Source organism: Planctomycetaceae bacterium, assembly GCA_041398825.1.
Classification (GTDB): Bacteria; Planctomycetota; Planctomycetia; order Planctomycetales; family Planctomycetaceae; genus F1-80-MAGs062.
Genome location: JAWKTX010000015.1, coordinates 74,130 through 93,474 on the forward strand (window position 1 = coordinate 74,130; position 19,345 = coordinate 93,474).

Below are 19,345 nucleotides of genomic sequence, written 5' to 3' on the forward strand. Positions count from 1 at the left end.
CTTCCGCGGAATCCAGGTATGGTCATTCCGTCAGATCAGGTGATTTGGTCAATCCTGATCGGCATATTGCACCTGCGGCCTGCCGACCAGTAAAGGATCAGTCGGTCCGATGGCGGCAAGGTCCCGACCGTCAAAATTTATGTTGTGAAGTACATGTCGCAATGCGTTCAGTCGGGCTCTTTTCTTGCAGTCAGACTTAACGACAGTCCACGGCGAATCCACAGTATCGGTGTGATGAAACATCGCCTCTTTGGCTTTTGTGTATTCGTCCCATTTATCAAGCGACGCAAGGTCGACCGGCGAAAGCTTCCATTGCTTGAGCGGGTGTCGTTCGCGTTCCCTGAAGCGTCTTCGCTGTTCATCACGGCTGACGGAGAACCAGAACTTCATCAAGACAATTCCGCTTCGCACCAGGTTGCGTTCGAACTCCGGGACCTGCCTCATGAATTCGTCGTAATCATCATCCGAACAAAACCCCATCACTCGTTCGACACCAGCCCGATTGTACCACGAACGATCGAACAGAATGATCTCGCCACGCGTTGGCAGATGTTCCACGTATCGCTGAAAGTACCATTGCCCGGATTCTGCCTCCGTTGGCTTTTCAAGTGCGACGACTCGAGCACCGCGGGGATTGAGGTGTTCCATGAATCGCTTGATTGTGCCTCCTTTACCTGCCGCATCACGGCCTTCAAACAGGATTACGATTCTCGCTCCTGTTTTTTTAACCCAGGCCTGCAGCTTCAGGAGTTCGACCTGCAGTTTGTATTTTTGCTTTTCATAAGACTTTCTGGACATCAGATTCTTGTACGGATACCCACCCTGTCGCCAGTTTTCTGACAGGACATCATCGGGAGATATTTTTTCAGAACTGACTGCTGGTTCGCGGCCGAGGAGTGCGTTGCGGATTACGTTTGCATCGTCGGCAGATGTTCCATCCATAATCGCATGCAGAACTTTGGCAATGGTTTCGGGATCATGCGGCGGGATTTCGGCCACGATATCCCTTACCGCGTTGATCTTGGCCTCCTGAGCCGCACTGATGGCGCTGGCGACTGTGTACTTCTCAATTCCCGACTTCGACTTTGAGGGCACCGTATCGCCGGCAACCACTTCGCGGGGTGTTGTGTCATCATCAAGCTTCCGCATGTCGCCAAATGTTTGATTTGCCATGTTCTCACCACTCCGCGTTAAACTCTGCGTCGCACTCGTTCGTGTCACTCAGCCGATTGGTTCTCTACTTCATCACTTGTTTCGATATCATTCGTCTTCTCGTGATCCGATTCGTCTGAAGTCCAGTTCGTAGAACCAGAGATCGTCGTTTGGTACATCCAGCCGCAGTTGCTGAAACACCTGCTTCGCATCAGGCACGAACTGAATTGTCCCGTCACCAAACCAGGCAAATTGATTTCGCCAGCGAATTCGAAATGTGTCGAATTGAATGTGCTCCAGGTCCGCGATCAGATGTTCATTGGGCAGCAGACGCAGCACAAGCCCCTGTCCTTCTTTTGTAACACTCGCATCGCCATAAAGTGGACAACGAAATTCACCGGCATAGGCATCCAGCGACCGCGAAGGTTGTGTTCCAGTGACAGTTGCAGCAACCGTCTTTTCAATCCGATCATGGAAATCCAGTCGTCCCTTTCGGTCAGTGACCAGATCTTCTGTCAGCCATTCGCGTTGCGAACCGCCCAGATAACGGTCCATGACTGTATTCGCAATCGCAGGCGAAATACCGGTCATACTGTTGGTGAGAACGACGATGCCAAGATTCTCGTCTGGCACCATCAGCACATGCGAGTACATGCCATCGTAGCCGCCACCATGCGACACCGTCATTCGTCCTTTGTAATCGGACAGCACCCAGCCTAATCCATATCCACGAAAGTGTGTCGACGGAAATCGCTTCTGATAACCGGAACTTACAGACATCACGTTGTGGACTTTCCACATTCGATCTGATGATCGTCTGGAAAACAATGACGTCCCATCAGGCAGCTCTCCACGGTTGAGCTGAACGATCAGCCATTTTGCCATGTCATTCGTACTCGAAATAATCCCGCCGGCTGCCGCCATTGTGTCCCAGTTGACCCAGGGGATGGGTGTGACGGATTCAGGTGTCGGTTTATGCGGCGTTGCAATGTTGCTGGTCGACTGCAGGGCGGAGACAGACGCAAGCGTGCGATTCATTCCAACGGGCTTTAAGATTCTCTGAGCAACAAAGTCCGACCAGCTGTTTCCGCTCGCCTTGGCAATCACTTCACCGGCTGCCAGAAACATCAGATTGCTGTATCCATAACTGGCACGGAATTGTCCTTCTGGTTTCAAATGCCGGGCTCTGCGCAGAACTTCTTCCGGGGAATACGGAGTGCCCCACCAAAGCAGGTCGCCGCTGAAAGTCCCAAGGCCACTGCGGTGACAAAGCAAATCATCGATGCGAAGCTCCGAGGAGACCCAGGGGTCGTACAATTGAAGCCACGGAAGATACTTCTGAACCCGATCACTCAAATCCAGAACGCCGTCTTCCTCTAGGATCGCCAATGCAGCCGATGTGAACGCCTTGGAGTTTGAGGCAATTGCAAACAGAGTATCCCCATCCACCAACTCCTCCCTGCCAAGCTCCCGCACGCCGAATCCTTCGGAGAAAATCACCTGCCCGTCCCTGACAATGGACACTGCCAGACCGGGGACGCCCCAGCGAACCCTCGCTTCGGAAATTGCTGAACGAATCGCTTCGACATCAACATCCTGCCCCGCGGAACCAACGGGAACTGACAAGACCTGCGATTGCGCTGGAGTTGTTTCGACCTGAGCGAACGACGGCCCGGAAGCACACAAGGCAACCAGCCACATCACAAGAAGTACGCAGTTCTTCATTCCACGCCTCGAATCGTCACCAGTCAGTATTTGGAACACGAACTTATTCGGCTGCAACACCAAACAGGCCAAACATCATAGCATTGAATCGCCGTCCAACCGCACGCCACACAGGATCCAAAAACAACAGGAATTCGAATTTGTCAGGAACTCTCCTTGCTCTGGAATTCGTATCCGCACTTATCGACGTCGAATAATGGGCCAGCGAATCACTGGCTCAGCAATGCTTCTCCGGTGGGCAGCAAACACGTCTTCGATGCGCACTGCACAGTCGCTCGTCAAAAACTTTTCCTATCAGGCAGCATGGTCTAACCTAACTGTCCATTGAAAAACCGGGACAGGCAGGCAGGATGACTGGAAACCATCGTATTGTCAGGTCTCCTGCTCGAGCCAGTCCCGTTTTTCAATAGGCTGCTAATTAAGCTAAGAGTTCTTTCTTTGGGCGACAAAGGCAAGCGAATTCTGTTTGCGTCACATATGTGACCATGGACATTCTCAGATTCGTTTCGCTGGTATCACAGACATCACAAATTGAGTATCGTTGCGGTAGAGCAGATTCACTGTTCGTTGAAGTTCGTCGCACGTCTCTCGCTTGCGCAATGCCTGAACCATTTTCAGAGGTTCCACGCGAGATCATTCGCGGGGAAAGCAACAACGAAGTTTCCTGACAGCTCATACAGGACGTGCCGAATAAACAGGAAGTCGAACCGGAGACATCCACGCAATCACGGCCTTACGAGATGTCAGACCCGGGATCAAACTGCGATCCCGGCAACATCGTCTGTTGGAAGAAGCTTTCTGTTCACTTCAGGATTCCGGCGAACCACGCGCTGCACGCGAGGAGACGGAAGAGCCGGACTGATCGTCAACATCGCACATGTCCGCAGCGTGAACATCGTGTTCATTTCTCAAAAGGATGCAACGGCTGCCATGGAAACAGATCCATCCCTCAGCGCGATCGCCGCAGAACTCGATTCGATGCACGCCAGTGCACGTCAGGCGTTTTGCGCCAGGGACATTGATGCATACAGAACGTTCTTCACGGAAGACCTTCGCTACATTCAGGCTGATGGGAAACAGATTAACCGCGATGAACTCTTGCGTCACGTCAGGAAACAACTGTCCCAATTCAAAACTGTCGATTCTGAAATGACTCGCGAATCCATTGCTGTAAATAACAACGGAACCGCAACTCCAATTCTGAACCAGACAGGCATCTATACACTTTCGGTTTTCGTATTCTTCACAAGAACCTGGAACATCAATCGCCGCGGAAAATACACCTACCGAAAGACAGATGGCCGTTGGCAGATCTGTCATGTTGAAGTCTTTTCTGAAACAGTAAACTGACATTCAACCGAAAGCCTGGAAAATCACTGTGCGGTAAATCACTGTGCGGTAATGGGGCTCGTGCATCTGAAAATCGTGCTGGTCGGCCGGCCACTGTTGGTTTTTCGCAATGGCCAGCGAGAGTCAAGTTCGTTCGATGACCTGTTCGGAGGAGGTGACGTCAGGATCCAATTGCGCGACGCAGTCGAAACTGTCCATGTGATTCGCTACGCCAGACTCAAGGCACTGGCAACCACCATCTCAGATGTTCCCGGGTTGTCGTAATGTCTCAGGCGTCCTGACCTCAATCGTTCGAATCTCGCGAACTGCCTGACTGTAACCCGGATAACGCAGTCGCACTGCGCTGAGAAAACTTTGCAATTCCAACAGCCCCTTCGGAGCCAATCGGGTTGCACGCGACAAATGCGACAGCGGCTTATGACGACGTGAAGATCGCCGTTCCTGCACGAACGCTTGTTACATTGGCCGAGCATCGTCGAAGCGATTGACCTGACATAAATCATTTTGACGACCACAGACACCTGCCGCGTGTGGCAACGCATAACCCCATCGTTTCATGACCATATCGTTTTGAGTGAACGATGCTGGAGGCCCACAAAGGGGCGCAACACCTGGAAATATCAGGTCCGGAATCCGATTGACCGACGATTCCGACGAAGTCTGCTTCCCAAACATCGCATTCTGGACAGGTCCATCAGATTAGCGTTGCTGGTGGGGAATTCCTGAAATAGAGTTCGTCCGGACATCCAGCTTCCAGAAACTCACGGGCTGTTTTGCGGTGACTCCGCGATCTGCGTTGCCGCTCGAAACACAGGACAGAATTTGCTGTGCCCGGCTGTTGGTTCCGCATTCCGCTTCCATTCGCGATCCGGACGAACGTTGAATCCAGTCGTTCACCTGCGTTTGGCCGGAAGTGCCGGTTCGGCCTCAGGCGTTTTCCTGCGGCGAACACTGGCTTCATGAATGACGGAAATTTACGGTTGTCCCGGCCTTTGTCCTCTGCCCGTCCTGCGGCAGAACACCATGCCCTTCTGTTGTGAAATTCAGTCAATGCTTGATTTGTTTGCGTCCGGAGAACAGAACGTTAAGAACGACGTTTTGTCCGGAATCACGGTTGCTCTGGCTCTTGTCCCTGAAGCGGTAGCGTTTGCATTTGTTGCGGGCGTCTCACCGATCATAGGTCTGTATTCGGCGTTCTTCCTGGGTCTGATCACCGCGATCTTCGGCGGCCGTCCGGGCATGATTTCCGGGGCCACCGGCGCGATGGCTGTTGTCGTGGTTACACTGGTTGCACAACATGGCATTGAGTTCATGTTCCCCACCGTCATCCTCTGCGGGCTGCTTCAGGTCGTTGTTGGGTTGTGTCGCCTGGGCAAACTGATTCGTATGGTTCCCCATCCGGTCATGCTGGGGTTTGTCAACGGACTTGCAATCGTCATCTTCACGGCTCAGTTCGGCAGCTTCAAAACGGTAAGCAATGTTGGGCGCCTGACCTACATGCAGGGACCAGCGCTGTGGATCATGCTGGGATTGATTGGCATAACGATGGCTATCATCTGGTTGCTGCCGAAACTCACACGAGCCATACCCGCCTCACTCACAGCCATTCTTTTCGTCAGCGCCTTATCCGTGGTCCTGAATGCGACGCTCGATCCGAGCCTGGCAGCACAGAACCAGCGACGTGTTGTTCTGACGGTCGGCGACATGCTTTACACGAATGCCATCGCCAATGCGGCATCTTCTGTCGAAGACACACCTGCAACAGATCCTCTCACTGACAATGATCTTCCGGAAGGATCAATGGCGACTGCAACGCGATTGCCGGAAGTCCCACCGGAGGCCGTCAGCCTGAGCGCCGGATTACCTCGACCATTTTTTCTGGACTTTGCTCTGCCACCGTTCACACCGGGCACGCTTTTCATCATCCTGCCTTATGCATTAACGCTGGCAGCCGTCGGTTTGATTGAGTCTCTGATGACACTGACTCTGGTCGATGAGATTACGGAAACACGTGGATCCGGTAATCGGGAGTGTCTCGGGCAGGGACTTGCAAATATCCTGTGCGGTCTGTTTGGAGGCATGGGGGGCTGCGCGATGATTGGCCAGTCACTGATCAATGTCAATTCCGGTGGACGCGGACGCTTGTCCGGAATTGTTGCCGCAGTCTGTCTGTTATTGTTTGTGCTGTTTCTGAGTCCGTTGATCGAAATGATTCCCATGGCAGCGCTTGTTGGCGTGATGTTCATGGTGGTGATCGGCACATTCGAATGGGCTTCTCTGCGAATGATGCGCAAGGTGCCCGCATCGGACTATCTGGTCATGGTGATTGTGGCCGGCTACACAGTTCTCATGCACGACCTGGCATCTGCCGTTGTGATTGGCATTATCGCTTCCGCTCTGGTGTTCGCATGGCAGCAGGCCAAACATGTGGGAGCGGATGTCAAGTTCAATGAATTCGGCAGCAAGATCTATCAGTTACATGGGCCACTGTTCTTCGCGTCCGTGACATCTTTCCGGGATCTGTTCGACCCGAAATCCGATCCGGACGACGTCGTCATCGATTTCTACTATACCCGCGTTTACGACCAGTCCGGACTGGAAGCGATCAATTCCCTGGCTGAAAAGTACGCGCAGCTTAACAAACGGCTTCACCTGACTCATTTGAGTCCGGAATGTCGATCGCTGCTGGATCGGGCGGGAGATCTCGTGGAAGTCAACCTGTCAGAAGACCCGCAATACCATATCGCCACCGATCGCATCACAACCGGGCCCATGATTCCGGCACCTGCGATGGCTGAAACTTAGTGCAGGATTCCTGGCGGAAATTCATCGATCAGTGACTCGCAGTAATCTCTCACGCTATCCATGTCCGATTCAATTGTGCCGGAGCAAAGGCGAACCAATGTGGGAGCCAGTAATCTGGCAATCACATTGTGTGGTCGGGATTCCATATGCATCGTGAGCGTTGTGGATGTGTTCATCGAACCATCAGGCTGAGTATCCTTCGCTCGTGGCTGAGAAACAGTGAAGACTGTGTCCCAAACTGCACCGCCCACATCACTAACCATGCGGACCATGTGATTTTCCCGGAAGTCGACGACTTCCAGTGTGGTGCGGCATGTTCGGCCATTGATCGTACGCGTCTCATGAAATCGCGTTCCGGATCCATGCCTGCATTCCGACAAAAACTCAATGCCGGAAATACCCTGCACGGCCTGACGGAATTTGTCAGGATTCGAAATTACCTGAAACACCTTTGCCAAAGGTGCGTTCACCGTTCGTGAACATTCGAAGATCAGAGACTCAGGCGGATTACCAGCCGCCAGCATTCCCGCAACGCCGAACAGGGGCCAGACGACTACACCAGCGATCCACATCCAGATCGGATGCGGGATCATCGCCAGGTTGAAAATGGTAGCTGCCAGCAGAATCAACAGGGCAATGACTGGCGGCATCAGACTGCGTGACGGCGCAAGACGCCTGGCCACAAATCCCGCAATAAAGGCTCCCGCGCACCAGGCAAGAAGTACAATGACGAACGCTCCCGTCGGCAGCTGCGCAGCGAATTCCGCAAGCTGCTGAGGATTGTTAAAGTCGAAACCTTCCGGAGGCGGATAGATCGCGGAACTGATGGATTCAATCAATCCCACAGCGATGCCGCCGATCAAAAGTCCGGCTAGTGTGGCCGCGATTCGCTTCACCATCCGCCTGCCGGATGGGGGTTTGAGCGGTTGATTTGGTTTTCCCTTGGATTGTTCGACAGACATACTGTTTCTTTCTTCAGGTACTACATTTCGGACGGGCGCAACAGCCAGCAGGACTGGTGTTGTTCCATTCCGATGTGCGGGTAGTACGTTTCAGCAGCAGGGGCAGCCAGCAGGATGAGTGTTGTATTCAGGCCGACCGCCTGGTGTGTTTTCTGGATCAGAAGGCGTCCAATCCCCCGTTTTTGCCATGAACGGTCGACGGCCAGATCCGACAAATAGGTACAGTAAGCCCGATCGGAGATCGCGCGGCTGACCCCGACCAGCAGCCCATTCCGTCGGGCCGTGACAATCGTGGTCGCGTTTCTTAGCATCATTTCCATTCGCGCCAAATCGTCAACGGGCCGGCGTTCTGCCAGTGTCGATCGACGCAGAACATCAACAAAGTCTGTGACCGACAGCTGTGGCTCGATTTGAATGGTGATGTCGTTCAGCATTGGTAATTTCGGGTTTTCGTTGGTTTAGAGAAATTTGCCAGGATTCCTGAGCGTTGGGCGAACCGGGAGCAGAACAGCGGCAGGACTGCTACTCTACATGACAGGAATCGCCAAGCGGCCTGTACGCTTGCAAGCTGTTTCGATAGATTCAGTCGCTTCAACGACTCTCACTTTACCAAATCAAGAAGGACTTCCCATGATTCGAGCTCGATTCACCTGCGCGCTGGTGGCATCGACGCTGGCGTTGGCAGGCATGTTCGGAACAGCTCATGGCCAGACGCTGCTGTCAGGCGATCAGGTATTACCGAAAGACACCTACATCTACGTGGCGGTACCCAGCATGGAACGAATGAAGCAGGGATTCAACGCTTCGTCCACCGGTCAGATGATAGCCGACCCGGCATTTGACGACTTCAAAGCAGAACTCAAGTCCGCGTTCTCTTCTGAGGTCAATGAAGCATTTGCAAATGTTCAGGATACTCTGGGCCTGACTGTGGAAGAACTGCTGGAGATTCCATCCGGAGAATTCAGTTTTGCCATTTCTTCTGTGGGCAACAACATTGGCATCGTACTGATTGCTGATTACGGCGACCACGAATCTCAGGTCACCGGACTGCTTGAAAAAGCTCAGGCCGGGCTGTCTCAGGCACCCAACCTGGAACTCAATCCGACCACGATCGATGGTACAGAAGTAACGATGTACACCGTTACCGGCAAAGCTGCTCAGGCAACCCCGCTGGCAAAGGAATTTGGATGGTTTCAGAAGGACGGCCGATTGGTGTTCTGTACCAACAGCGCCATCATGGATTCGATTCTGACCAACTGGACTTCAGGTGAAGACGGGCTTCGATCGAACAACGTTTTCAGCTATGTCATGGAAAAGTGTCACAGTGACGACGACAAGAATATGGTCGTAGCGTTTGTCGATCCACTGGGCCTTGCAACAAAAGTCATTCAGTCGGGTTCACTGGGACCGCAGATTACACCGCAGGCCAGCATGGGTCTGATGATGTTGCCAGCGTTTGGACTGAACCAGCTGAAAGGTTTTGGTTCTGTCGGACAGATGAACGTTGATGGATTTGAAGCGGTTTCCCGCTCTTTCATCTACTCCGAACAACCCCCTCAGGCACTGATGCGAGTCTTCATGCTGGACGAAGTTAATCCTGCGCCTCCAGCCTGGGTCAAAGAAGGAACCAGCGCGTATCTTTCGACCAAATGGAATATCACGGAAGCCTACGCCGCAATTGAGTCACTCGTAGACGGCTTTCAGGGTGCTGGTGCTCTGGCGGGTATGATTGATGGTCTGGCGACACAGGGACCTCAAATTCACATCAAGACAGATGTGATCGATCAACTGGATGGAACTGTACAGTTTGTCTCGGCACCCGGCGAAGAAGCTGGCAATGACCAAATGCTGTTTTCACTGGGCGTCCGTGATAACGCTGCCATGACCGACCTGCTGACTCGGCTGACATCAGAACCCGGATTTCCGGGTGAATCACGAGAGTTTCAGGGCGTCACGCTCTACGAAATTTCAGCCACAGGCGATAAGCCTGTCACCTTCACAGTCGCCAATAATCAGTTGATGATTGGGGTTGGTGGAACAATGGTTGAACAGGCACTGAGAAACGACACCGACACTCCGTCACTGGCCGAAGCTGCGGACTACAGGAAGATTTCTGAGCACTTCAAACCTGGCGCTGTTGCCGTCAGCTACAGCCATCCAGCCGCCCAGTATCGCTCTCTGTACGAAATGCTCAAGAGCGGAAGTGCGGCAGATCAGTTCCCAGGCATGGATGAAATCTTTGAACGCATCGACTTCACGCGTCTGCCTCCATTCGAAGCCATTGAAAAATATCTGGCTCCAGCTGGTGGCTACTGGGTCGGTGACGAAAACGGCGTGCTGATGGAGCAGTTCTCACTGAAACCTGGCAACTAACGTTGTACCTGTGACTGGTTAAAGCTCCTGTCGCTCAGACAAAACAGTAAGCACCCGATTCGAATTTCCGAATTGGGTGCTTTCTTTTTGCGCGGTTGGTATCTTCCAGGTCCTGCCTCTTGGGAGTTGTAGACTATGGTCAACCATCGCCAGCCTGACAATGTAACTCGAAACTCCGGTTCAAAAATGCAATCTGCGATTCCATCCCATCCTGATATCAATGGATCTCCGGAATGGATGGCATGGGTTCGCGGGGGTGCGAGAGCGATAAAGGCCACGGTTCCCTTCAAGCTGAGCCGCGGCCTGATTCTGGCCTGGATCCTTCTGGCAGATGCAGCCGCTCTGTTCCCCGGTAGCGCTCGCGCTTCGGGGCAGCCTCTGATTACGGACGACGGCGAAGAGGATGCCGAGGTATTTTTTGAAACACATGTGCGCCCCGTGTTAGCCGGGCATTGTATTCAGTGTCACGGACCTGAGAAACAATCGGGCGGACTGCGACTGGATTCTGCAGAGTCGATACGGAGACCTGGTGAATCCGGTCTGCCAGCAGTTCTGCCGGGTGATGTCGCGGCCAGCCATCTCATTCAGGCAATTCGCTACGATGGTGACGTTCAGATGCCACCCGACGGTCCTCTCACCAGGCCACAGCGTGAAGCACTGGAAGCATGGGTTCGAACGGGGGCATACTGGCCCAGTCGGCAGTCTCCGATTGCTTCGACTGCGAAAGATGCTGCAAAGACACACTGGGCATTTCAACCAATTCAGGTTCCGCCAATTCCTGAAATCTCCCCGGAGCTGCCTGGTGGCAACAAGCTGATATCGGCGCAGTTTCTGCAGAATCCCATCGATGCATTTGTTGCTGACCGATTAGTGAAGAATGGACTTCAGCACTCGCCATTGGCCGATCGCAAAACACTGATCCGCCGTATGTCTTATGCCGTCACCGGTCTGCCGCCCGAAATTGATGAGGTCGAAGCCTTCGAGACGGATACTGCCCCCGATGCAATTGACCGGCTGATTGAACGCCTTCTTGGCTCCGATGCCTACGGCGAACACTGGGCGCGGAAGTGGCTGGATATTGCTCGATATTCCGACACAAAAGGCTACGTCTATGCGAGAGAAGAACGCTTTTGGGTGCATGCGTGGTCGTATCGTGACTGGGTCGTCAGATCGCTGAATGCCGATCTTCCGTACGATCGATTTCTCCTGCTTCAGATTGCGGCGGATCAGGTGACTGACAGGACAGAAGGTGATCTGGCGGCCATGGGTTTTCTGACCCTGGGGCGGCGTTTTCTGGGCGTCCAGCGCGATATTTACGATGACCGAATCGACGTCGTGACTCGAGGAACAATGTCGCTGACCGTTGGATGCGCCAGATGTCACGACCACAAGTACGATCCGATCCCGACGGCGGACTACTATTCACTGTATGGTGTCTTTGCAAGTTGCCGGGAACGAATCGTTCCGCTTGCGGACCAGCCGATGGATGATGCATTCACGACGGAGCTGAACGCGCGTCTAAAAAAGCTCAATGACACTTTGCAGGAACGTCGCCGGACAACATCCGAACGCATCCGCAAACGAATCGGAGACTATCTGAAGGCACAATTCGAGCTGGAAAAATATCCGGAAGAAGGATTCGACCAGGTCATCTCAACCAGTGATCTTCTTCCATCGTTTGTGCGCCGCTGGCAGTCGTTTCTGCGCCACACAAAACAAACCAATGACCCCGTATTCACCGCCTGGCATGCGTGGCTGGAGCTGGATTCTCAGCGTGGCGATTCATCTGCAGACCCGGCTCAACGTCTGACGCTGCCCGAACATACAAATTCACTGGTTGCCGATGCGTTTACTCCCCAACCAACATCGCGCGAGGACATGATTGAACGTTACGCAGGTCTGTTCAGAAAGATTGACCAGCAGTGGCTGGAACTTCTCGAGCAGCCCAGAGAACAGAATCAACCGGCACCGATATCACTACCCAATCCGGAGGCCGAAGCAATTCGGACAGTTCTTTACGGAATCGAATCGCCATGCGTTGTCCCGGATGAGCCGGTCGTGCATACGGAATATGATTTCGATTCCGGCACGTGTAACGAACTCTGGAAGTTGCAGGGAGAAGTGGATCGATGGGTCATTAATGCGAATAAGCCGGTGCCCTACGCCGTAATACTGGAAGATCGCGCCGTTCCAACGACACCTCGAATTTTTCGGCGAGGCAATCCGGCTCAAAAAGGCGACGACGTCCCGCGACAATTCCTGCAGTTGCTCAGCGGTAAAGACAGGCAGCCTTTTCAGGATGGAAGCGGGCGTTTCGAACTGGCCCAAGCGATCATAGATCCCCAAAATCCCCTGACAGCACGAGTGATCGTCAACCGCGTCTGGGCTCAGTATTTTGGCCAGGGTCTTGTTTCGACGCCGGGCGATTTCGGGACGCGTGCGAATCCACCGTCCCACCCGGAGCTTCTGGACTGGCTTGCCAACTGGTTCATTCAGGAAGGCTGGAGTCTGAAGAAACTGCATCGGTTGATTCTGTCTTCCGGTACATTTCAGCAGACGTCCACGGGACCCACTGACAAAGATGCTGTCAATGCGGCTTTGCGTAAGGACCCGGCAAACCAGTTACTCTGGCACATGAATTCTCATCGGCTGTCGTTTGAGGAAATGCGGGATTCGATGTTGATGGCTTCCGGACGCCTCGATCGAACTTCAGGCGGCAAGCCCGTCAATTTGTTTACCGCACCTTATCCAGTGCGACGAACACTGTACGGGTTGATCGATCGTCAGTTTCTGCCAGGAACTCTGCGCATGTTCGATTTTGCAAATCCGGATCTGCATATTCCCCAGCGCAGCGACACTACTGTTCCACAACAGGCGCTTTACCTGATGAATCACCCGTCAACCATCGAGCACGCTCGAAGCCTGGCGTCGCGCGTCACTTCAATGCAGAAAGCTGCCGGAGGGGATACCGATCCAAACAATCAGGGGGCTTCAGAATCGGCAGCGAATGTCCGGCAATTATACCGACTGGCGTTACAGCGCGACCCTTCGCAGCAGCAGCTCACCGAAGCGGTGGAATTCCTGACGCAGTCACCGGCGGATTCTTCTGATGGACCACCGAAGACCGCAAAAGACTGGTCATACGGTTATGGCCGGTATGACGAAGTGACGCAACGAGCGGCAGATTTCAAGCCTCTTCCGCACTTCACAGGCACGGCGTGGCAGGGCGGGGCAGCCTGGCCGGATCCGAAACTGGGCTGGGTTCAGTTGACCGCGACAGGCGGACATCCGGGAAATGACCGTCAGCATGCCAGTATCCGTCGATGGACTGCACCGCGAGCCATGTCTATTCAGATTCAGTCCCAGGCGGTTCACGAAGCGGCCCCGGGCGACGGCATTCGAGTCTTCGTTGTCAGTTCACGGCATGGACTGCTGCAAACAGCCATCCTGCATCAGAAGACCGCAAATCTGAATTGTGAACCATTGAGTGTTGAAGCCGACGAAACGATCGACTTTATCTGCGATATTGGCGACGTCCTGAATAGTGATCAGCATTTCTGGCGTATTCAGCTCCACGAAGTCGGCGCATCGTCGGAAGCAATCGCGAAAAACCAGGGCGAACAGTGGAATTCTGAAACAGATTTCACGCATGACACGATACAAAGCCTGAGCCCCCTGGAGCAGCTGGCCCAGGTGCTGTTGTGCTCGAATGAGTTCCTGTTTGTGGATTAGCGTTTTGACACCGTGATGCAGCCGTTTGCGATGCTGTGGTGGCTAATGCAGCGGTGGCAAAATAAATCGCGGATGCGACGTTCTTGTCGACTCCACAACAGAACGACGGTTTTGAATTCGCTTGAGAAGAGACGGCTGACGAACTGTGGGACATCCAAGAAAGAAAAAACAAACCTCTTTCCGGCGTCGCGTCGCAGAATTCTGGGGCTGGTTCGCCAGTCAGGCAGATCATTTCGATCAGGCGATTGTAGAGAATCGCTGTGGCGATCTGTCATCAGAAATGACCAGAGTTTGTGACCGGCTCCTTCCAACCCTGAGCTGGGTATTCGGTCCGGGAAAAGACGGTGGTCACTCCTTCACGGTGTCCGGTGAGGGCCAGATTGTCCATCAGTTACTGGCCGAATACTGGCTTTGGCATGCCCCGGAGCTAAAGCGATGGACCTTCCACGGATCGCGGCAGCCGTCAGATACGACGGCGCTGCGAGGCATGCAGTTTGCTGTCGGTGACAAGCATCAGGTGACGATCGATGGGTTCATCCTGCGGACACAGGTTGATACTGAACGACAACGTCTTGATATCACTGCGTGGCATCCATCCTTTGAACACATCCCGGATCAACACCATTTGCAGCTGACGTTTCTGCTGCTCGACGAAACGATGGGAGAATTCGGGACACAAAACTGGGTTGGTGGGATCTGCGTCGAACCGATCGAGCCCGGTGAGCAATCTACGACACTACTGCAACTGCCATCGTTTGTGGACGGCGTCGCGAAGTACTACTCTTGGGAGAAGTATTCACCACTGGATGCGTATTCCGTCTACGAAATACCAGAAGGATTTGACGAGCATCGACCAGTTCGCCGATTCGGTTCAACCTGTATCCCGGGGGTCATCTATGATTTGATCGAGAATGACGGAACACTTCCGGAAGACCCTCTCGAAGGGACCGGTGCAGAATTTGTTTTTGTCGCACTTGATCTGGCCGTCTTTCCTTCGGGTAACGAAGTGAATTTTCGTGGCGAAATTGAGGACGCACTGGGCATAGCGCTCAGGAATTCGGCTGGTGGCAGAACTCTGGGCGGCGCTTTCGGTCCTGACGAAGCATTCATCGATGTGCTGTTGTTTGATGGTGACGACAGCCGCGAAACAATTCGCAGTGTTCTTGCCGCAAAGAACCTGCTCGAACAGTCACGACTGGTCAACTTTGCTTAGGTGACAACAAAGTCTTCAGGTGCAGAGTCACACATTCTGCAAGCTTGTCCACGTTGTACCCACCTTCAAGCACGCTCAACAGACGTCCGCTGCTGTGAACGGATGCGGCCTGCTGCACGAGACGCGTCAAAGTCTCGAAGTCTTCCGTTTCCAGACCAAGTGACCCCACGGGATCGGCGGCATGCGCATCAAAACCCGCGCTGACAATGATCAGGTCCGGCCGCGATTTTTCAACGGCTTTGTAAAGCATCTGCTCAAAGGACGAAAGATAGTCCTTTCGACTGATCCCAAACGACATGGGCAGATTAAAGGTTGTCCCGAGTCCTGCCCCGCGACCGGTTTCGGAATGGCGTCCTGTCCCGGGATAAAATGGGAAGCGGTGCGCTGAGAAAAACGTGACCTGTTCATCTTCGTAAAAGACATCCTGCGTACCATTGCCGTGATGCACATCCCAGTCGACAACCAACACTCGATTCAGCTGAAATTTCTGAATGGCCGTTCGTGCAGCAATTGCAGCATTACTCAACAGGCAGAAACCCATGGGGCCATCAGGGATGGCATGATGCCCAGGTGGACGAACCAGGCAGAGTGCCTGCTGGTGGTTCCGCTCCGAGCCACAAGTGAGCTTTTCAACGGCATCAATCAAACAACCCGCTGCGAGCCACGCCACATCAACGGATTGCGGGCACATCACAGTATCCGTTTCGATACGACCTCCTCCGCTGGACGCAAATTCGCGGAGCATCTCCAGATGCCGGGCAGAATGAACTCGCAACAAATCGTCGTCCAGTGCCGTCACCGCGGTCCTGAGCTCCACCTGATCCAGCAGTGGACCGGCAGTCAGCGCTGCATGAACAGCCTGCAGTCGCCCGGGACATTCCGGGTGCTGCCCGGTTTCATGAAGTAGAAAACGATCATCCAGATACAGCAGCGTCATGTAAATCGGTCGTCCATTTGGTGTCGGCGTTGGGTAAACGGGGCTGCCCCGAGTGAATCGTGGCGGTTTTGAGCCTCAATTTACGCACGCTGGACTGTTTGGAGAACGGCCCGAATGCACTCATTCTCATCTCGTGTATTTTTGGCATTTTTTTGTGCCAAAACATACAGCGGCTTCCGCAGCCTCCGGAACGCATTATGATACTGAGTCTCAGTTTCACAGCAGTAGCCGCCGTCGGCATGCCGTGACCGCCCCCACGAAACGAATTCTTCACCATCTCCATAAGGGTTCACGACGATGCTTTTCAAGACAACTTCCTGCCAGCCTGAGACGCACAGGAAGACCTGCCAGCAGAAAAACCGTGGCTTTACGCTCATCGAACTCCTTGTTGTCATCGCGATTATTGCGATTCTGATCGCCCTTCTGTTGCCTGCGGTCCAGCAGGCTCGCGAGGCGGCCAGGCGAACCCAATGCAAAAACAACATGAAGCAACTGGGGCTTGCCCTTCACAATTACTGCGATGTCTATTCTGTGTTTCCACCCGCAGGAACCTACACGAAGGGAACCACCAATCCGGCCGGGTGGTCCATTCAGGCGCGGTTGCTTCCTTTTGTGGAGGAGGCCAATTTGCAGAGTCTGATTGATTTCAGTCGAGGGTATTCCAGCCAACCGCAGGTAACGAAAACCCGAGTTTCCGTACTGCTTTGCCCCAGCGAAGTTCGTGACGAGGCCTACCCCGACGGGGCACTGCAGCACTGGCCACTGAATTACGCGGCAAATTATGGAGAGTGGCTGGTGTGGGATCCGGCAAGCAATCGAACCGGAGTTGGGGCTTTCGGGCCCAACAGCCGGACTTCGTTTCGAGACTTCACCGATGGAACCAGCAACACGCTTGCGATGTCAGAAGTGAAAGCGTTTCAGCACTACCTTCGGGATTCCGGACCGATTTCGCCCCGCCCGGCGCCGACATCAACAAGCGAAATCCAGTCACTGGGAGGGGTGCTCAAAACTTCCGGACACGCGGAATGGGTAGATGCAAGGAGCAATCAGACAGGCTTCACAACCACATTCACGCCAAACTCGGTTGTCCCCTACAACGACGGATCGACGGAAGTGGATGTCGATTGGGTCAACGTACGAGAAGGGCAAAGCGCGAGTGCACCGACCTATGCCGTGATGACATCCCGCAGCCACCATACGGGGATTGTCCAGAGCCTGCTGGTCGACGGTTCGGTTCGAAATATCTCAAGCAATGTGGCTCTCACCATCTGGCGAGCTCTGGGCACGCGAAACGGGGGAGAGATCGTCGGTGAACTTTGATGCTTTGGGCCGCGTGACCCCAACCAAATCCTCTGCCGGTTGCGGGTTTCGCTGCCATCTGATCGAGCTACGGTGATACAATGACGACCATTGGATCACTTGTTCACCGCGTCAGCAATGACCGGACTATCGTTGGTCGTTGAGAATCCTGTCGCGCCCCGTGCTTTCATTCGTCGAAAAAAAAGATCCCTCGCTGGATGTCGTTGTGACCGGTATCGGGCTCGTAACGCCGCTGGGACTTAATTGTCATCAGACGTGGCAGCGACTTCTTCGAGGAGAAACCGCTGCCCGACACCTCAGCATCCGGGACATCGACCACTACAAGCAACTGCTCAATGTCGGCGGCCTCAACCTGGCGGGTTGCCCGCTGAATCACGAAGCTATTCGTAGTCGCCTGCTGTCTGGACGACATTCGGATCATCCTGCAGACACGGGAGTCGATGCGGGAATAGTAAGCGCCTGGCTGGACGAGCCTGTTGTGGCGATGACTCTGGTTGCGTGTCGTGAGGCAATCGAGCAGTCCGGACTGGAACTCCCCTTTCAGGATCCGTTCCGGACGGCATCATTTCTCGGCGCAAGCAAGGGCGGATTGCGATCGACAGAACGGCTTGTTCATCGCGCTGTCACGTCACCCCATGCACCCAATAAAGCCGTAACGTCGCTACTGCAGACAACCCTTCCCGCTGAGAATCAGGCGGCGACCAATGCGGATCCGGGATCGCCGCTGATGGATTGCATTGCCACCGCATCCGCAGTCGTCGATACTTCGGCAGATTCCAATATGCTGTGGCAGCATGCCTTTCCGACAGACGCGGCCTGTCGTGCCGTATCCGCAATGACAGGAATACGTGGGGCTTCCAGCTGTCCGGTTGCAGCCTGTGCAACGGGGTTGGTGAGCCTCCTGCAGGCGTCGTCGGCCATTCATCATGGACAGTTCGACATTTGTCTGGCTGGCAGTGCCGATGCAGCGTTGCGATCTTCGGTGATGTCCTCGTTTCATCGCCTTCGAGTGACCTCTCGACACAAGAATCCGGAAACAGCATGTCGCCCGTTCGATGTCACACGTGATGGATTTGTTATTGGCGAAGGTGCCGCTGTGTTTGTGCTGGAATCGCGCGCCCATGCAGAAGCACGCGGCGCGAATGTATTGGCGCGAGTCACTGCCGGCGGCTGGTTGAGCGATCCATCCGGTATGACGCAAATTGATACGTCAGGCGATATCGTTGCAGAGCTTCTTGTACGCACGCTTGATCTCAGCAACCACATCCCTTCCGGCCACAGCACGGGGCAGCCGGGCTCTCAGATTGACCATATCAATCTTCATGGCACGGGGACCGAATCAAACGACCTCGCTGAAGCACGGGGAATTCATAAAGCATGGCGGCAAATCAACCCTGCGACCCGGGGCAAACTGCCAATGTGCTCGGCGACGAAGGGAGCGACCGGCCATCTTCTTGGCGGCGCCGGAAGTGTGGAATCGGCTTTAACGCTACTGTCACTTCGGGATGGCGTTTGCCCACCCACTCGAAATCTGACGACTGTTGATCCCAGCTGTAATTTGCCTTTACTTAAAACGGCAACCCATTTTTCGCATTCATCGCGAGCCTTAAAATTATCACTGGGCTTCGGCGGTCATGTGGCTTGTGCGGTTTTTGATCGCGAATCAAAGCCCTGAAATCTGCTGTTAAGGATGGCAGGACAGGGAATGGTCGACAATAATAGACGGGGCCATCTGGAGCCTCAGATGTCCCTCCTTCCGCGGGTTTTGGCCCCGAT

The 19,345-nt window shown here is 54.0% G+C and carries 13 protein-coding genes; 8 read left to right on the forward strand and 5 right to left on the reverse strand.

All coding sequences use genetic code 11. The features are described 5' to 3' along the window. Positions 1–48 precede the first annotated feature (48 nt). Together ppk2 and R3C20_22395 are read right to left on the reverse strand one after the other, a co-directional pair. Positions 49–1,173 (reverse strand): polyphosphate kinase 2, encoded by a 1,125-nt coding sequence (gene ppk2 / locus R3C20_22390; protein MEZ6043255.1) that lies wholly within the window; start codon positions 1,171–1,173, stop codon positions 49–51. 87 nt (positions 1,174–1,260) lie between these two features. Then, positions 1,261–2,877 carry a serine hydrolase gene (locus R3C20_22395; GenBank protein MEZ6043256.1) on the reverse strand — a complete coding sequence of 539 codons (1,617 nt, stop codon included), beginning with the start codon at positions 2,875–2,877 and terminating at the stop codon, positions 1,261–1,263. A gap of 897 nt (positions 2,878–3,774) precedes the next feature. Here R3C20_22395 and R3C20_22400 point away from each other — a divergent pair. From R3C20_22400 to R3C20_22410, 3 genes are all read left to right on the forward strand, one after another. Then, complete coding sequence (locus tag R3C20_22400; GenBank protein ID MEZ6043257.1) at positions 3,775–4,227, forward strand: nuclear transport factor 2 family protein; 453 nt, start codon at positions 3,775–3,777, stop codon at positions 4,225–4,227. A gap of 60 nt (positions 4,228–4,287) precedes the next feature. Continuing rightward, on the forward strand, positions 4,288–4,491 hold the full coding sequence (locus tag R3C20_22405; GenBank protein MEZ6043258.1) for a hypothetical protein: 204 nt from the start codon (positions 4,288–4,290) through the stop codon (positions 4,489–4,491). A 786-nt stretch (positions 4,492–5,277) separates the two neighbouring features. After that, positions 5,278–7,032, forward strand: a complete 1,755-nt coding sequence (locus tag R3C20_22410) for a SulP family inorganic anion transporter (GenBank protein MEZ6043259.1) — start codon at positions 5,278–5,280, stop codon at positions 7,030–7,032. On the opposite strand, the gene R3C20_22415 is transcribed toward R3C20_22410, so the two are convergent. Next, positions 7,029–7,994, reverse strand: coding sequence for a hypothetical protein (locus R3C20_22415; GenBank protein MEZ6043260.1), 966 nt, complete (start codon positions 7,992–7,994; stop codon positions 7,029–7,031). The two genes, R3C20_22410 and R3C20_22415, sit on opposite strands and share 4 nt — an antisense overlap. 20 nt (positions 7,995–8,014) lie before the next feature. Further along, positions 8,015–8,428 (reverse strand): GNAT family N-acetyltransferase, encoded by a 414-nt coding sequence (locus R3C20_22420; protein MEZ6043261.1) that lies wholly within the window; start codon positions 8,426–8,428, stop codon positions 8,015–8,017. Positions 8,429–8,624: 196 nt separating this feature from the next. On the opposite strand from R3C20_22420, the gene R3C20_22425 reads away from it, so the two are divergent. From R3C20_22425 to R3C20_22435, 3 genes are all read left to right on the forward strand, one after another. Next, entirely contained in the window at positions 8,625–10,367 is a 1,743-nt protein-coding gene (locus tag R3C20_22425) for a hypothetical protein (protein MEZ6043262.1), read from the forward strand. A 186-nt stretch (positions 10,368–10,553) separates the two neighbouring features. After that, the gene (locus R3C20_22430; GenBank protein ID MEZ6043263.1) at positions 10,554–14,099 is read left to right on the forward strand and encodes a DUF1553 domain-containing protein; all 3,546 of its coding nucleotides are present in this window, start codon (positions 10,554–10,556) and stop codon (positions 14,097–14,099) included. A 145-nt stretch (positions 14,100–14,244) separates the two neighbouring features. Then, positions 14,245–15,312 (forward strand): hypothetical protein, encoded by a 1,068-nt coding sequence (locus tag R3C20_22435; GenBank protein ID MEZ6043264.1) that lies wholly within the window; start codon positions 14,245–14,247, stop codon positions 15,310–15,312. Here R3C20_22435 and R3C20_22440 read toward each other — a convergent pair. Continuing rightward, complete coding sequence (locus tag R3C20_22440) at positions 15,299–16,249, reverse strand: histone deacetylase (protein MEZ6043265.1); 951 nt, start codon at positions 16,247–16,249, stop codon at positions 15,299–15,301. The genes R3C20_22435 and R3C20_22440 overlap by 14 nt on opposite strands. 297 nt (positions 16,250–16,546) lie before the next feature. On the opposite strand from R3C20_22440, the gene R3C20_22445 reads away from it, so the two are divergent. Beyond that, a complete protein-coding gene (locus R3C20_22445; GenBank protein ID MEZ6043266.1) occupies positions 16,547–17,569 on the forward strand; it encodes a DUF1559 domain-containing protein in 1,023 nt (340 codons plus the stop codon). Between the two features lie 139 nt (positions 17,570–17,708). Continuing rightward, positions 17,709–19,244, forward strand: a complete 1,536-nt coding sequence (locus tag R3C20_22450) for a beta-ketoacyl-[acyl-carrier-protein] synthase family protein (GenBank protein ID MEZ6043267.1) — start codon at positions 17,709–17,711, stop codon at positions 19,242–19,244. Positions 19,245–19,345: the final 101 nt, after the last annotated feature.

What these genes read in the sequence shown, in the direction of transcription:
- ppk2 (MEZ6043255.1), bottom strand. Translation starts at nt 1,173, where the DNA reads ATGGCAAATCAAACATTTGGCGACATGCGGAAGCTTGATGATGACACA.
- R3C20_22395 (MEZ6043256.1), bottom strand. Translation starts at nt 2,877, where the DNA reads ATGAAGAACTGCGTACTTCTTGTGATGTGGCTGGTTGCCTTGTGTGCT.
- R3C20_22410 (MEZ6043259.1), top strand. Translation starts at nt 5,278, where the DNA reads ATGCTTGATTTGTTTGCGTCCGGAGAACAGAACGTTAAGAACGACGTT.
- R3C20_22415 (MEZ6043260.1), bottom strand. Translation starts at nt 7,994, where the DNA reads ATGTCTGTCGAACAATCCAAGGGAAAACCAAATCAACCGCTCAAACCC.
- R3C20_22420 (MEZ6043261.1), bottom strand. Translation starts at nt 8,428, where the DNA reads ATGCTGAACGACATCACCATTCAAATCGAGCCACAGCTGTCGGTCACA.
- R3C20_22425 (MEZ6043262.1), top strand. Translation starts at nt 8,625, where the DNA reads ATGATTCGAGCTCGATTCACCTGCGCGCTGGTGGCATCGACGCTGGCG.
- R3C20_22430 (MEZ6043263.1), top strand. Translation starts at nt 10,554, where the DNA reads ATGCAATCTGCGATTCCATCCCATCCTGATATCAATGGATCTCCGGAA.
- R3C20_22440 (MEZ6043265.1), bottom strand. Translation starts at nt 16,249, where the DNA reads ATGACGCTGCTGTATCTGGATGATCGTTTTCTACTTCATGAAACCGGG.
- R3C20_22445 (MEZ6043266.1), top strand. Translation starts at nt 16,547, where the DNA reads ATGCTTTTCAAGACAACTTCCTGCCAGCCTGAGACGCACAGGAAGACC.